This window comes from Idiomarina sp. 017G (assembly GCF_004362265.1).
Lineage (GTDB): Bacteria > Pseudomonadota > Gammaproteobacteria > Enterobacterales > Alteromonadaceae > Idiomarina > Idiomarina loihiensis.
Genome location: NZ_SNWT01000001.1, coordinates 210690 through 225614, shown reverse-complemented (window position 1 = coordinate 225614; position 14925 = coordinate 210690). Strand labels below are relative to the sequence as shown.

11 protein-coding genes are annotated in these 14925 nt (G+C 47.2%); 2 read left to right on the top strand and 9 right to left on the bottom strand.

Annotation, left to right across the window (positions count from 1 at the left end; all coding sequences use genetic code 11):
* Positions 1 to 69 precede the first annotated feature (69 nt).
* From greA to grpE, 9 genes are all read right to left on the bottom strand, one after another.
* Positions 70 to 546, bottom strand: coding sequence for a transcription elongation factor GreA (gene greA, locus DEU30_RS01035; protein WP_011234230.1), 477 nt, complete (start codon positions 544 to 546; stop codon positions 70 to 72).
* Entirely contained in the window at positions 543 to 3767 is a 3225-nt protein-coding gene (carB, locus tag DEU30_RS01030) for a carbamoyl-phosphate synthase large subunit (protein ID WP_034820138.1), read from the bottom strand. The genes greA and carB overlap by 4 nt, the downstream gene beginning before the upstream one ends.
* A 58-nt stretch (positions 3768 to 3825) precedes the next feature.
* On the bottom strand, positions 3826 to 4971 hold the full coding sequence (gene carA / locus DEU30_RS01025; RefSeq protein ID WP_034820125.1) for a glutamine-hydrolyzing carbamoyl-phosphate synthase small subunit: 1146 nt from the start codon (positions 4969 to 4971) through the stop codon (positions 3826 to 3828).
* A gap of 158 nt (positions 4972 to 5129) precedes the next feature.
* Positions 5130 to 5936: a 4-hydroxy-tetrahydrodipicolinate reductase gene (gene dapB / locus DEU30_RS01020; RefSeq protein ID WP_114981549.1), complete on the bottom strand. Its 807-nt coding sequence runs from the start codon at positions 5934 to 5936 to the stop codon at positions 5130 to 5132.
* Positions 5936 to 7168 (bottom strand): dicarboxylate/amino acid:cation symporter, encoded by a 1233-nt coding sequence (locus DEU30_RS01015; RefSeq protein WP_114981550.1) that lies wholly within the window; start codon positions 7166 to 7168, stop codon positions 5936 to 5938. The genes dapB and DEU30_RS01015 overlap by 1 nt, the downstream gene beginning before the upstream one ends.
* A 128-nt stretch (positions 7169 to 7296) precedes the next feature.
* Positions 7297 to 8133 (bottom strand): M48 family metallopeptidase, encoded by an 837-nt coding sequence (locus DEU30_RS01010; protein WP_114981551.1) that lies wholly within the window; start codon positions 8131 to 8133, stop codon positions 7297 to 7299.
* A 50-nt stretch (positions 8134 to 8183) separates the two neighbouring features.
* Entirely contained in the window at positions 8184 to 9338 is a 1155-nt protein-coding gene (gene dnaJ / locus DEU30_RS01005; protein WP_114981552.1) for a molecular chaperone DnaJ, read from the bottom strand.
* Positions 9339 to 9440: 102 nt separating this feature from the next.
* Complete coding sequence (gene dnaK / locus DEU30_RS01000; protein ID WP_114981553.1) at positions 9441 to 11369, bottom strand: molecular chaperone DnaK; 1929 nt, start codon at positions 11367 to 11369, stop codon at positions 9441 to 9443.
* Between the two features lie 105 nt (positions 11370 to 11474).
* Entirely contained in the window at positions 11475 to 12140 is a 666-nt protein-coding gene (gene grpE / locus DEU30_RS00995; RefSeq protein ID WP_114981554.1) for a nucleotide exchange factor GrpE, read from the bottom strand.
* 142 nt (positions 12141 to 12282) lie between these two features.
* On the opposite strand from grpE, the gene nadK reads away from it, so the two are divergent.
* Complete coding sequence (gene nadK, locus DEU30_RS00990) at positions 12283 to 13161, top strand: NAD(+) kinase (protein ID WP_034820105.1); 879 nt, start codon at positions 12283 to 12285, stop codon at positions 13159 to 13161.
* An 80-nt stretch (positions 13162 to 13241) separates the two neighbouring features.
* Positions 13242 to 14906: a DNA repair protein RecN gene (recN, locus tag DEU30_RS00985; RefSeq protein WP_034820102.1), complete on the top strand. Its 1665-nt coding sequence runs from the start codon at positions 13242 to 13244 to the stop codon at positions 14904 to 14906.
* Positions 14907 to 14925: the final 19 nt, after the last annotated feature.

Below are 14925 nucleotides of genomic sequence, written 5' to 3'. Positions count from 1 at the left end.
GAAAAGCTAATAAAAAGAAAAAGGCTGGTAAACTTACGTTTCCAGCCTTTTATACACTCATTTTTGATATTACTTATATTGTACTGCAACAACCTCGTATTCAACTTCACCGTTAGGTGTCGTTACTGTCGCAATATCATCAATTTCTTTACCAATAAGCGCACGCGCAATGGGTGAATTCACAGAAATTAAGTTTGATTTAATATCCGCTTCATCATCGCCAACTATTTTATAAGTAACTTCTTCGTCCGTTTTCGTGTTGTAAACGGTGACTGTGGAGCCAAAAATAACTTTGCCGTTATTTGGTACCTTAGTTACATCAATAATCTGTGCGTTGGAAAGCTTGGATTCAATTTCCTGAATACGGCCTTCGCAAAAACCTTGCTGTTCACGCGCTGCATGATATTCCGCATTTTCTTTTAAATCACCATGCTCGCGAGCATCAGCAATAGCTTCAACAATGCGCGGACGCTCTACCGTTTTTAAACGTTTAAGCTCATCACGTAATAATTGCGCGCCATGTTCCGTCATTGGAATCTGGTTCATATTAACGATACCCTTTTATGTAATTCTTGTACCGAGCTCACCCGAGCCCGATCATCCGCTGTATTTGCTTTTACTGTCGCAAACGCAGCATTCAATGTTGTGGTGTAAATAACTTTATTCAATAGTGCTTCGCGGCGAATATAGACCGAGTCTTCAATCGCCTGACGGCCTTCTACTGTATTTATAATATAGCAATATTCGCCGTTTTTAATCGCATCAACAATATTTGGACGGCCTTCTTGCAGTTTATTTACAATACTGCAGTCAATACCTTCTTCGCCAAGCATTTTGGCTGTACCGCGCGTTGCTTCTAAACTAAAGCCTAATGCCAATAAGCCGCGGGCTAAGTCCATCAAGCGTTGCTTGTCACTGTCTTTTACAGAAATGAGTGCTTTACCTTTTTTGGCCAACGCTTCGCCGGCACCCAGGTTGGCTTTCGCATAAGCTTCTTCAAAGCTTTCACCCACACCCATAACTTCACCGGTTGAACGCATTTCAGGTCCGCGAATCGGATCCACGCCCTGAAATTTTGCAAAAGGAATAACCACTTCTTTCACCGAGTAATACGGTGGAATAATTTCTTTTACATAGCCCTGCTCTTGCAGTGACTGGCCAACCATTACCCGCGCTGCCACTTTGGCTAACGGCACACCTGTTGCTTTAGAAACAAAAGGTACGGTTCGAGCAGCTCTTGGGTTTACCTCAATCAGATAAATTTCATCGTCTTTAACCGCAAACTGCGCATTCATCAAGCCATTCACATTCAATTCAAAGGCTAGCTTACGCATTTGTTCACGTAATTGAGCCTGAATAATGTCACTCAATGAGTACGGAGGTAATGAACACGCAGAGTCACCTGAGTGAACACCGGCTTCCTCTATATGCTGCATAATGCCGCCAATTAGCACGTCGGTACCATCGCAGATGGCATCAACGTCCACTTCTATCGCGTTATCAAGAAAACGATCCAGCAGTACCGGTGCGTCGTTTGACACTTTGACCGCGTCAGTCAAATAACGTTGCAGGTCGGCTTCGTCATAAACGATTTCCATCGCACGGCCACCCAACACATAAGATGGGCGCACGACTAAAGGATAGCCGATACGTTTTGCTTCAGTTAATGCTTCGTTAAAGCCTGTGACTGTTGAGTTCTCGGGCTGCTTCAGCCCTAAACGACGCACTGCAGTCTGAAATCTTGAGCGATCTTCAGCTCTGTCAATAGCGTCAGGCGACGTACCGATAATCGGCACGCCATTAGCCTCAAGCTCACGCGCCAGCTTCAACGGAGTCTGGCCACCGTATTGGACAATAACCCCTTTAGGCTTTTCAATACGAACAATTTCGAGGACATCTTCGAGAGTAATAGACTCAAAGTATAGACGATCTGATGTGTCATAGTCGGTAGACACTGTTTCCGGGTTACAGTTCACCATAATGGTTTCATAACCGTCTTCACGCAGCGCCAGCGAGGCATGCACACAGCAATAATCGAACTCAATGCCCTGCCCTATACGGTTTGGTCCGCCACCAATAACCATAATTTTGTCATTGTCCGTCGGCGCTGCTTCGCATTCTTCATCGTAGCTTGAATACATATAAGCTGTGCCAGAGGCGAATTCAGCCGCACAGGTATCAACACGTTTGTAAACGGGATGAATTTTATACTTATAACGCTTTTTACGAACTTCTGCTTCACTCACATGCAGAACATCGGCTATACGGGAGTCAGCAAAACCACGACGTTTCAGCACCGTCATCACGTCTGCGGTGAGCCCGGCTAAACCAAGTTCATCAACCTCTTTTTCAAGGTCGACAAGCTCTTCAATTTGAATCAGATACCACTCATCTATACGCGTTAGTTCAAAGACTTCGCGTACCGTCATACCTAAGCGGAAAGCGTCGGCGATATACCAAATACGCTCTGCACCCGGTTCTTTTAATTCACGGATAACTTTTGAACGGGCATCTTTAGCTTCTAAGTCCACAATAGGGTCAAAACCTGAGGCACCAAGCTCTAGACCACGCAATGCTTTTTGCATTGACTCCTGGAAGTTACGGCCAATAGCCATCACCTCACCTACCGACTTCATTTGTGTGGTCAGCCGGTCATTACAGTTAGCAAATTTTTCAAAGTTAAAGCGCGGTATTTTTGTGACCACGTAATCTAATGCAGGCTCGAAAGACGCGGGCGTTTTGCCGCCGGTTATTTCGTTCTCAAGTTCATCAAGCGTGTATCCAACTGCCAGTTTCGCTGCAACCTTAGCAATTGGGAAGCCTGTAGCTTTTGATGCCAAAGCGGATGAACGCGAAACCCGTGGGTTCATCTCGATAATGACCATACGTCCGGTGTCCGGATTAACACCAAACTGTACGTTTGAACCACCAGTTTCCACACCGATTTCGCGCAGAACGGCCATTGCCGCATCACGCATTAGCTGGAATTCTTTGTCTGTCAACGTCTGGGCAGGCGCAACCGTAATTGAGTCACCGGTGTGAATACCCATAGGGTCAAAGTTTTCAATAGTACAGACAATGATGCAGTTATCGCTTTTATCGCGCACAACTTCCATCTCGTACTCTTTCCAGCCCAGTAGCGATTCGTCAATTAACAACTCATTGGTTGGCGACAAGTCCAGACCCCGGCGGCAAATTTCTTCAAATTCTTCGCGGTTATAAGCAATACCACCGCCACTGCCGCCCATAGTGAAGGACGGTCTAATAATGCAAGGGAAACCTAATCGGCTAAGCACATCAAAGGCTTCATCAAGACTATGAGCCATTTCAGCATTCGGTGTTTCCAGACCAATCGCTTTCATTGCCTTATCGAAGCGATCTCGGTTTTCCGCTTTATCAATCGCATCGGCATTAGCGCCAATCATTTCAACCTTGTAGCGTTCCAGCACACCGTGGCGGTCTAAATCCAGCGCACAGTTCAAAGCGGTTTGGCCACCCATGGTCGGTAACACCGCATCCGGACGCTCACGCTCAATAATTTTCTCTACTACTTCCCAGTGAATTGGCTCGATATAAGTTGCATCGGCCATTTCCGGGTCAGTCATAATGGTAGCAGGGTTAGAATTTACCAAAATGACTCGGTAACCTTCCTCGCGCAGCGCTTTGCACGCTTGAGCGCCGGAGTAATCAAACTCACAGGCCTGGCCGATAACAATAGGGCCTGCACCCAGAATCAGAATGCTTTTAATGTCGGTACGTTTTGGCATAAAGTCGCTCTATCTGTCCTTTCGCTACGGATGACGGCATCGAATATCATTCGACGAATCAGGCTTTGGCCTGCATCAATTCAATAAATTGGTCAAACAGTTCACTGGCATCGTGCGGCCCAGGGCTTGCTTCAGGGTGCCCCTGAAAACTAAAGGCCGGCTTATCTTTGCGGCGAATACCCTGCAATGTGCCATCGAACAAAGACACGTGAGTCACTTCCAGGTTATCCGGCAGCTGCTTTTCATCAACGGCAAAGCCATGGTTCTGACTGGTAATCATCACCCGTTTCGTTTTTAAATCTTGTACCGGGTGGTTAGCGCCGTGATGACCAAACTTCATTTTCATGGAGTGCGCGCCACTGGCAATAGCCAATAATTGATGACCAAGGCAAATACCAAAAATTGGAATGTCTTTATCCAATAAGGCTTTGATTGCTGTGATCGCGTAATCGCAAGGCTCAGGGTCGCCCGGACCATTCGATAGGAAAACCCCATCGGGTTTTAATGCCAGTACATCCTCGGCCGACGTTTGAGCCGGTACGACTGTAATCTTACAGTTTCGGTCTGCCAGCAAACGCAGAATGTTGTGTTTACAACCATAGTCGTAAGCGACTACATGGTATTTATTCTGCTCTGGTTTGGTGTGGCCTTCGCCAAGCTGCCAGCTGCCGCCCTGCCAGTCGTAAGGCTTATCGCAGCAAACTTCTTTCGCAAGGTCCATTCCTTTTAAGCCCGGAAACTTCTGAGCCAGTTCCTGCGCTTTATTTTCATCCAGCTCGCCAACCATAATGCAGCCATTTTGCGCACCTTTCTCGCGCAGAATGCGAGTTAAACGACGCGTATCAATATCTGCAATGCCCACCACATTGTGACGTTGCAAGTAAGCGCTTAGCGTTTCCTCACTACGGAAATTGCTGGCTTTCATTGCCAAATCTCTAATGATAAGTCCTTTCGCCCAAACCTGATCAGACTCTGCGTCTTCAGAGTTAATACCGGTATTGCCTATATGGGGATAAGTGAGAGTAACGATTTGTTCTGTATAAGATGGGTCAGTAAGAATTTCCTGGTAACCTGTCATGGCCGTGTTGAAGACCACTTCGCCGACTGCAGAGCCTTCGGCTCCGATAGCGGTTCCGCGAAACACGGTCCCGTCAGCAAGCACCAGAATCGCTCGTTTAGCGGATTGACTCGCTAGAATACTCAAGGGCAACCTCCGTACATAAAAAAACGGGTAAATCAATAATTTGACTTCCCCGTCTTGCGTCCTGAACCGCGCGTTTTGCCAAATCACGCCGGCCTTCGGACTGATTCAGGCAAATTCCCGCCATTCTACGAAATATTACGAAAACCGTCCAGCGGTATTTATTGCTTGAGCATGCGTTGCAGTATGTCCTGCAAATTCAAGGTGTCCTGCAGGCTATATAAACCGGGCGCTTGTTCGTCGAGCCACTTAGCGGCACGTAAGGCTCCGTCGGCAAAAGTTTTTCGATTGCTGACACGGTGTCCAATCTCAATGCGTTCACCCGCAACCGCCAGAGTGACTTGATGTTCACCGATAATATCCGCTGCCCGCATTACAGAGAAGCCAATGCCATCGTCGCTACGCAGACCGTCAGAGCGGATACCGTCGTTAACCTGTTCCCAGTTTTGCTGCCGGCCTTTTGCGGCAGCCTGCCCCAAACTCAGCGCCGTTCCGGACGGGCCATCTTTTTTGTGCCGGTGATGCGCCTCGAAAATCTCAATATCAGCATTGGGTAATGCAGCACTGCTTAAACCAACCAGCTGTTCAAGCAAAGCAATGCCAATGCTGGTATTACTGGCATACAGCACCGGCACGGTCTCGGCCGCCTGAGCCAGACGTTCTTTCTGTTCTTCGTTTAACCCCGTCGTACAAACAACAATAGGCAATTGATATTGTTCAGCAAGCTTCAGGTTTTCAGTGAGTGCTTCAGGCAAAGAAAAATCAATAAGGACATCAACCTGCTCGGGCTGCAATTCGTCGGCGCTAATAAAATGAACGGGCTCGTTCTCTGTCGCACTGTCGCCGTAACTGTTACTGCTTTTTCTGACAATGGCTGCACCCAGCTTAGCTTCGTTATCGTCCGCCAAAGCCTGAATAACCGCTTGTCCCATTCTGCCTGAGGCTCCGAATACGCCCACATTGATCATTATTTTGACTCCGTCGCTAAATGAGTTTGATCCTGCAACAGGTTTTCACTACGCGCAACAACTCTAGAAACCATCATATCGCCGGTCACATTAGTCAGGGTTCGGGCCATATCGATTATTCGGTCAATAGCTGCGATAAAAGCAATACCTTCTAAAGGTAAGCCAATAACATTCAGCGTTACGGTCAGCATCACTAAAGCGGTGCCTGGTACACCCGCAGTTCCTACTGACGCTATAGTTGCCGTCAACATGATCAAGCCATAGTCCATCCACTCTAATGGTATTCCGTACAGCTGCGCAATAAAAATAGACGCAACGGCCGGATAAATACCACCGCAACCATCCATATTAATCGTTGCACCCAGTGGTAACACAAAGCTGGCATAGTTTTTAGAAACGCCCAACCTTTCGGTAACGGCTCGGTGCGCGGCAGGTAATGATCCAAACGAACTGCACGTGGTAAAGGCGACTATCTGTGCGTCAAATATCGCTTTGAAAAACTGCCAGGGGCTCATACCGCCAGCAGTGCGAATTAAACCGCCGTAAACCACCACAATATGGATAAGACAAGCCAAATAAATAACACCAACAAACTTCGCCAGGGGCAGTAAGGTACTAAAACCGTATTCACCAATAACCCAGGACATTAAACCAAGCACACCAACAGGCGTTAACTGCAACACCATGCGGGTAATTTCATACATGACTTCGGCGCCTGATTTTATCGTCTTGCGCAAAGGCTCGCCCTTGTCTTTTAAGCGTTGAATAGCAATACCAACCAAAGCAGCAAAAACAACGATTTGCAGCACATTACCTTCGGTTAAAGCAGCAAAAGGATTACTCGGCACAAAATTGAGGAAAACCTGGGCTATACCGGGAATTTGCTTTTCGTTTTGCTCCGTTGCGGTCAACGTAGCTGCAGGGCTCATGTCAATTAAACTGGCCAGAGTTAAGCCAATAGCACTGGCAATCACCGCGGTCAGCATAAATAAACCTATGGTTTTAGCACCCAAGCGGCCTAATTTTTTTCCATCATTCAAATCCGTAATGGCACTGACAATGGCACAGAAAATAAGCGGCGCGACCAGCATTTTAATGGCTTTTATAAATAAATCGCCAAGAGGCTTAAGCGCAACTCCAACTTCAGGAGCCAGTCCACCTATGAGCATGCCTAATACAAAGGCACCTAAAACACGTTGCCAAAATGGAATTGCAAACCACGCTTTAAACATAATTCCCCAGCCGCTTTATAAAAATGGGAGCTAGGGTAAAACTTTAAGGATAAGGGCAAAAAGAATAAATTGAACTAGGTTATAACCTTTTGAAAGGCAGAGGGAACAGGATCATTCCCTCTGTTACTTTATTTGTCTGAACTGCCGACCGAAGCAGGCCGTTGACAGGCTGGTGTTTTTCCGGCGGCACGAGCCGCAGAATAACGCTCTTGCAACGAAGGGATCAGCGCTTCAAGATCTTTAATACGAGTTTGGGGATTCGGGTGAGTTGACAACAGCTCGGGCGGCGACTCACCGTCTGAGGCCGATTGCATATTACGCCAAAGCTCAGGAGCCTCTTCCAGTTTGAAGCCAGCGTCAGCCATATATTCCATCCCCAATTCATCCGACTCCGATTCATGAGTGCGTGAATAAGGCAGCAGGATACCAACCTGAGCTCCTACGCCCAACGCGGCCATTAATAAACCGGCTTTATCGTTGTCCAGTTGAGTACTGGCGAGAATACCGCCAAGCTGTAAGCCAAGCCCGACCATCATGTTGCTGGAGATGCGTTCATTACTGTGCTCAGCAATAACGTGGCCAATTTCATGCCCAATAACTGCAGCAAGCTGATGCTGGTTTTCGGCAACCTCTATCAGGCCGTCGTATACGCCAATATAACCACCGGGCAGAGCGAAAGCATTGACCGTAGGCTCTGCAAAAACAGTAACTTGCCAGTCCATCTGACTATAATTTCCTGGCAAATTTTCTATTAATGCATCGCTGACACAACGCACGTAAGCATTGACCTCAGCATCGTCATTAATTTTCTGTTCTTCGCGCATTTCTTCGTAGGAGGCAGCCCCCATTTTATTCAATTCGCTACTTGAATAAAGTTGCAACTGCGAGCGTCCCGTCGGAGATTTTGCACAACTGGCCAGTACAACCAACGTACAGGCACTTAACGCTACTGTCTTCCAATTCATTGACTGCCTCCGGTCTTTTAACTCACTCACTTATTATAGTGATAGACAATCTAGCTACGTAAGTCATCAAAGAATTGTTTCACACCGTCGAAAAAACCTTTTTCTTTGGGTCGGAATTTTGCAGCTTCATCACCAGTTCCCATCGAATTTTCAAGCTCTTCCAACATGTCACGCTGTTTAGATGACAGATTTACAGGGGTTTCAATCACCACTTTGCAAATCAGGTCGCCGACTTCACCCGTGCGAACTGACTTAACGCCTTTACCACGTAACCGGAAATGTTTACCCGTTTGTGTCTCTTTAGGCACTTTCAGTTTTACTTTGCCTTCCAGAGTTGGAACCTCAATGTCACCACCAAGAGCCGCTTTAGTAAAGCTTACAGGGACTTCACAGAACAAATTATTGCCGTCGCGGGCAAAAATAGGATGCTCCCGTACGTGAACCTGAACGTATAAATCACCTGCCGGTGCGCCATGTTCGCCCGCTTCACCTTCATTCGCTAAACGAATGCGGTCACCGGTATCGACCCCCGCCGGAATCTTAACCGACAAGGTTTTAGTCTCTTCTTTACGGCCATGACCATGACATGTGCGACAAGGATCTTTAATAATCGTGCCGGTTCCACGACATTGAGGACAAGTTTGCTGCACGGCAAAAAAGCCCTGGCGCATCTGAATCTGACCTGAGCCATGACAATGACCACAGGTTTGCGGCTTACTACCTTTTTTCGCACCACTACCATTACAGTCGCGACATTCTACCAGCGTTGGAATTTCTAGCTCAACGGTTTTACCCCGAACCGCTTCTTCCAGCGACATATCCAGGTTGTAGCGCAAATCTGCGCCACGTTGCGCGCGGGCTTGCTGACGTCTGCCGCCGCCAAAAATATCACCGAAGACATCACCAAAGATATCAGCAAAATCAGCACCGCCACCGCCGAATCCGCCAGCACCATGGCCAGCTCCGCCCTGGCGTGCCTGTTCGAAAGCTTCATGCCCATATTGATCATACATCTGGCGTTTCTGAGGATCAGAAAGAACTTCGTACGCCTGCTTAATCTCTTTAAACTTAATTTCCATATCTTTATCACCCTCGGTTCTGTCCGGGTGATACTTCATCGCCATACGTTTGTAGGCTTTTTTAATGTCACGTTCATTGGCGTCTTTCGATACGCCCAGAACCTGATAAAAATCTTGCGTCGCCATAATTTCTTCGTCTTCTATCTGTGCTGTTTGTCAGCCTGATACAAATACACGGGTATTACCTTGCGGCAACACCCGTGTGCTTTTGCGAAGTTGCCTTAATGCTTACTTCTTATCGTCGTCTTTGACTTCTTCAAATTCAGCATCAACGACATCGTCATCCGCTTTGGAAGACTGCTGTTCACCGCCAGCGGCACCTTCAGCACCTTGTTGTGCCTGTTGCTGCTGAGCTGCTTCCATTAGTTTTTGTGATGCTTCCATCAACGCCTGAGATTTCGCATCAATGGCTTCTTTGTCGCCATCTTTAGACGCTTGCTCAAGTTCTTCACAAGCTTTCTCAATAGCGTCTTTGTCTTCCTGAGACAAGGCATCGCCAACTTCTTTCAGCTGGTTACGGGTTGCATGAACCAAACCGTCCGCCTGGTTACGCGCCTGTACCATTTCTTCAAACTTCTTATCTTCTTCAGCGTGCGCTTCGGCATCTTTAACCATTTTATCGACTTCAGACTCATCCAGACCAGAAGAAGCTTTGATAGTAATCTTCTGCTCTTTACCTGTGTCTTTATCTTTGGCTGATACGTGCAGAATGCCGTCCGCATCAATGTCAAAAGTCACTTCAATTTGTGGTACGCCACGCGATGCCGCACGAATACCTTCCAGGTTAAACTGCCCCAGAGATTTATTATCCCCTGCGCGTTTACGCTCACCCTGAATAACATGAATGGTTACCGCGGACTGATTATCTTCAGCCGTTGAGAAGGTTTGCGATTCTTTAGTCGGAATCGTAGTGTTCTTCTCAATCAGTTTCGTCATTACGCCGCCCATGGTTTCTATACCCAGCGACAGAGGACAAACATCCAGCAACAATACGTCTTTAACGTCACCTTGCAATACGCCAGCCTGAACCGCAGCACCCACTGCAACAGCTTCGTCAGGGTTCACATCGCGACGTGGTTCTTTACCGAAGAAGTCCGTTACCGCAGCCTGTACTTTCGGCATACGAGTCTGACCACCGACCATGATGATGTCCTGAATGTCGCTGACAGACAGATCCGCATCGGCTAACGCCTGTTTCAGTGGCTCAAGTGACTTCTTAATCAAGTCTTCAACCAGTGATTCCAGCTTCGCACGGGTCACTTTAATGGCCATGTGCTTAGGACCAGCGTTGTCTGCCGTAATGTACGGCAAGTTCACTTCGGTCTGCTGCGCAGATGACAGTTCAATTTTCGCTTTCTCTGCAGCTTCTTTTAAGCGCTGCATCGCCAGCGGATCTTTACGTAAGTCTATGCCCTGGTCTTTTTGGAACTGCTCAACTAAGTAGTTGATTAAGCGGTTATCAAAGTCTTCACCACCTAAATGCGTATCGCCATTAGTTGCCAGTACTTCGAAGGTATGCTCACCTTCAACTTCGTCAATCTCAATAATAGAGATATCGAATGTACCACCACCTAAGTCATACACAGCAATCACGTTGTCGCCGGACTTCTTGTCCATACCGTACGCCAAAGCTGCGGCTGTTGGCTCGTTAATAATACGTTTGACGTTAAGACCCGCGATTTTACCGGCGTCTTTTGTTGCCTGACGCTGAGCATCGTTAAAGTATGCCGGTACAGTAATTACCGCATCCGTTACTTTCTCGCCCAGAAATTCTTCGGCGGTTTTTTTCATCTTTTTCAGGACTTCCGCAGAAATTTGTGGTGGCGCTTTTTTGTCACCATCAATTTCTACCCATGCGTCACCGTTGTCAGCCTTAACAATTTTGTAAGGCATAATGCCGATATCACGCTGTACTTCTTCGTCCTGAAAGCGACGGCCAATTAGGCGCTTAATCGCAAACAAGGTTTTATTTGGGTTGGTTACTGCCTGGCGTTTTGCCGGTGAACCTACCAAAATTTCGCCATCGTCAGTAAATGCAACTACTGACGGCGTTGTACGGTCGCCTTCGCCATTTTCAATAACGCGAGCTTTGCCACCATCCAGTACAGCAACGCAAGAGTTTGTTGTACCTAAATCTATACCAATCGTTTTACCCATGATTCGTCTCCAACTTCTTATTCATGTAATTTGTTTCGTTACCCCTTATCTGGGGTGCCTATGTTCGAATTTCAATACCCAACACAGGGATAATTTTCGATTTTGTTACGCTTTTGTATCCACACCCGAGTTCGAGTTACGCGCAACCATTACCATTGCCGGACGCAACAGGCGTCCATTCAGCTCGTAGCCTTTTTGCATTACCGCCATAATAGTATTGTTCGGATGCTCATCGGATTCCTGCATCGACATGGCCTGGTGTTGATCCGGATTAAAGGCTTCGCCTTCTGCACCAATTGCTTTTACACCGAACTTTTCCAGAGTTGAGGTTAAACTTTTGTAGGTAAGCTCAATCCCCTCTACAAAGTTTTTGTTCGCTTCATCTTCTTTATCAGCCAGCTGTAAAGCACGCTCCAGGTTATCTACAGAGGTTAGTATTTCATTAGCAAACTTCTCCAGCGCAAACTTATGTGCTTTTTCAACATCCTGACTGGCCCGGCGACGAACATTTTCCATTTCAGCCTGGGTGCGCAGTACCGAGTCGCGTTGATCATTTACTTTCGCTTCTGCTTTACTTAAAGCTAATTCCAGCTCAGCAATGCGATCCGTTTGATCCGATGACTGTCCCGCAGTTTCAGTTTCATCGGCTGCTACGTCCTGCTGCAACGCCTCTTCAGCTGCCTGTGCGGCTTCCTGTTCAGCTTTTTGCTGCTCTACAGTCGGCTCATCAGCCGCTTCATTTTTCTGTTTCGAATCGTTTTTATCGGTCATAAGTGACTCTCTTTAACCAGTTTAAAATTAAGGTTGCAGGATTAATGGGGGCAAGTTTTTTTCTTTCAAGGGGATTTCTCTTACTTGATAAATTTTCTTGCTCATCGTAGCGTAAGCACACGAACGCATAAGGATCCCGTTAATGAGCGCTTTTACAAAGATTGGGTTACTCGGCAAGGCCGACGATCGCGGTACCCAGTTAACTTTAGAAACAATTACCACGGCTTTAATTCATCGTGGTTTTGCGCTGTGTCTGGAGGCACGTACGGCGGAGCAATTAAACCTGCCGGAAGAGGTTGAGACGCTGAGCCTGCCGGACTTAGGTGAATGGGCCGAAATTGCTATTGTCGTCGGTGGTGATGGCAACATGCTGGGTGCTGCCCGCGCCTTATGTGAATATGATATCGGTGTTATCGGCGTCAATCGCGGCAATTTGGGCTTTTTAACCGACTTAGACCCTGACGAAGTTATGACGCCTTTGTTGTCGGTACTCAATGGAGACTACCACGTAGAGGAACGTTTCCTGCTCTCAGCTGAAGTCATTAACAAAGGCAGCTCATCAGGTACCGGCAGAGCAATTAATGAAATTGTTCTGCACTCAGACAAAGTCGCGCATATGATAGAGTTTGAACTCTATGTAAACGACCATTTTGTTTTTAGTCAACGCTCTGATGGTTTAATTTGCGCCACACCAACCGGCTCTACCGCCTATTCATTATCAGGCGGCGGCCCTATTTTGCATCCCGGCCTGGACGCAATGACTCTGGTGACTATGTTTCCCCATACTTTAAGCAGTCGCCCAATTGTCGTCGACGGTAACAGTGAAGTCAGATTAAAGGCCGCTTTTGACAATGACTTGCTGCAAATCAGTTGCGATGGGCATGTCAGGATGACAGTTCACCCGGGCGACGATGTCATTATAAAAAAATACCCGAAAGCCTTACGTATGATTCATCCGATTGACCACAACTACTACCACGTATTACGCAATAAACTGGGCTGGGGTAGTCGACTTTTTTAAAAGGGATACTTGCATTTCGACGTAACTACTGTATAAATACTGTATAACCTGTATATATCAACAGTATTGGAGCGAAGATTATGTTATCCCAATTAACTATTCGCAACTTTGCAGTCGTTAAATCTTTAGACATTGAATTTCACAACGGCATGACCGCTATCACCGGTGAAACCGGCGCCGGTAAATCTATAGCTCTGGATGCCTTGAGCCTTTGCCTGGGTAGTCGGGCCGATGCTAACTGGGTTCGTCCGGGCCAGGAAAAAGCGGAAATTACAGCTGTTTTCGCTTTAGAAGATGCCAGCCCCGCCCATCAGTGGTTAACTGAAAATGAGTTTGATGCTGATGATGACTGCGTTTTACGTCGGGTTATTCAGCGCGACGGACGCTCCAAAGCATGGATTAACGGAACACCGGTTCCCGTCAGTCAGCAAAAATCCCTGGCACCTCTGTTAGTTAACATTCATGGTCAGCACGAACACCAATTATTGTTAAAAGAAGAGCATCAATTAACGCTACTCGATAGCTACGCCCGCCATCAGCACTTATTAGACAAAGTCCAGCAAGACTATAAAAACTGGGCTTCAGTTGAGAAGCAATATCAGAGCTATCAGCAACAAAAAGAAGAACTGGAAGCCCAGCGTCAATTACTTGAATATCAGGTTAACGAGCTGAATGAGTTTGCTCTGGAAGATGGTGAATTCGAAGAACTGGAGCAAAAACACAAACGCTTAAGTAACAGCAAGGTTTTACTCGAAGCCGGTGTGTTTGCTTTAAATGCTCTTTACGAAGGGGAGCACAATAACGCGTCCAGCCTGGTTCAGTCAGCCAGCCAACGCTTAGCTGAAGCTGAAGAGATGGATACCGCGCTTTCTCCTATTAACCAGTTACTGCAACAGGCGAAAGTACACATTGAAGAAGCGGCGCTTGAATTACGCCAGTATCAGGACGACTTAGAGCTCGACCCGGGCGAACTCCAGATTATAGAAGCCCGCTTAAGCGCCGCTATTCATTTAGCGAAGAAGCACCAGATACCCGGCTCGGAACTGAGCCAGCAACACAAGAAGTTAATGGATGAGCTTGATAATCTGGAACAAGCCGGTGAACAAGCTGAGAAGCTTGACGAAGACCGGCAGCAGGCTCGCAAAGTTTACCGTGAGAGTGCCCTTAAGCTTTCCACAAGCCGCGAGCAGGCAGCTGCGGAATTAAGTCAAAAAATAAGCAGCTCAATGCAAGAGTTGAATATGCCGCATGGTCGTTTTGTTATTCAGGTTGAACATGATGCCAGCGCCCGAGCTACCCGACTGGGTACCGATGAGGTCGAGTTTCTGGTAACAACCAACCCGGGACAACCCATACAGGCGCTGAATAAAGTCGCTTCCGGGGGTGAACTTTCGCGAATTAGCCTTGCCATACAGGTGATGACAGCGACACAGAAAACGGTTCCTACCATGATGTTTGATGAAGTTGATGTCGGCGTCAGCGGCCCCACGGCATCAATAGTGGGATCTATGCTTCAGGCTTTGGGGAAAACCTCTCAGGTTATTTGTGTTACCCATTTACCACAAGTCGCGGCTAAAGCTCATCAACAATTGCAAGTGAGCAAGTCAACTGATGGAGCCGAAACTGAAACTGCGGTGGTTGCATTATCTAAAGAACAGAGAGTTATCGAACTGGCGCGTTTATTAGGTGGCGACAAAGTCACCGACATGGCAAAAGCTAATGCGAGGGAATTACTCGCCAGTTAAATTCGTTCTATACTGGCGT

Excerpts from the sequence above, each read along its gene's own strand:
- greA (WP_011234230.1), bottom strand. The coding sequence starts at position 546 with ATGAACCAGATTCCAATGACGGAACATGGCGCGCAATTATTACGTGAT.
- carB (WP_034820138.1), bottom strand. The coding sequence starts at position 3,767 with ATGCCAAAACGTACCGACATTAAAAGCATTCTGATTCTGGGTGCAGGC.
- dapB (WP_114981549.1), bottom strand. The coding sequence starts at position 5,936 with ATGATCAATGTGGGCGTATTCGGAGCCTCAGGCAGAATGGGACAAGCG.
- DEU30_RS01015 (WP_114981550.1), bottom strand. The coding sequence starts at position 7,168 with ATGTTTAAAGCGTGGTTTGCAATTCCATTTTGGCAACGTGTTTTAGGT.
- DEU30_RS01010 (WP_114981551.1), bottom strand. The coding sequence starts at position 8,133 with ATGAATTGGAAGACAGTAGCGTTAAGTGCCTGTACGTTGGTTGTACTG.
- dnaJ (WP_114981552.1), bottom strand. The coding sequence starts at position 9,338 with ATGGCGACGCAAGATTTTTATCAGGTTCTGGGCGTATCGAAAGACGCC.
- dnaK (WP_114981553.1), bottom strand. The coding sequence starts at position 11,369 with ATGGGTAAAACGATTGGTATAGATTTAGGTACAACAAACTCTTGCGTT.
- grpE (WP_114981554.1), bottom strand. The coding sequence starts at position 12,140 with ATGACCGATAAAAACGATTCGAAACAGAAAAATGAAGCGGCTGATGAG.
- nadK (WP_034820105.1), top strand. The coding sequence starts at position 12,283 with ATGAGCGCTTTTACAAAGATTGGGTTACTCGGCAAGGCCGACGATCGC.
- recN (WP_034820102.1), top strand. The coding sequence starts at position 13,242 with ATGTTATCCCAATTAACTATTCGCAACTTTGCAGTCGTTAAATCTTTA.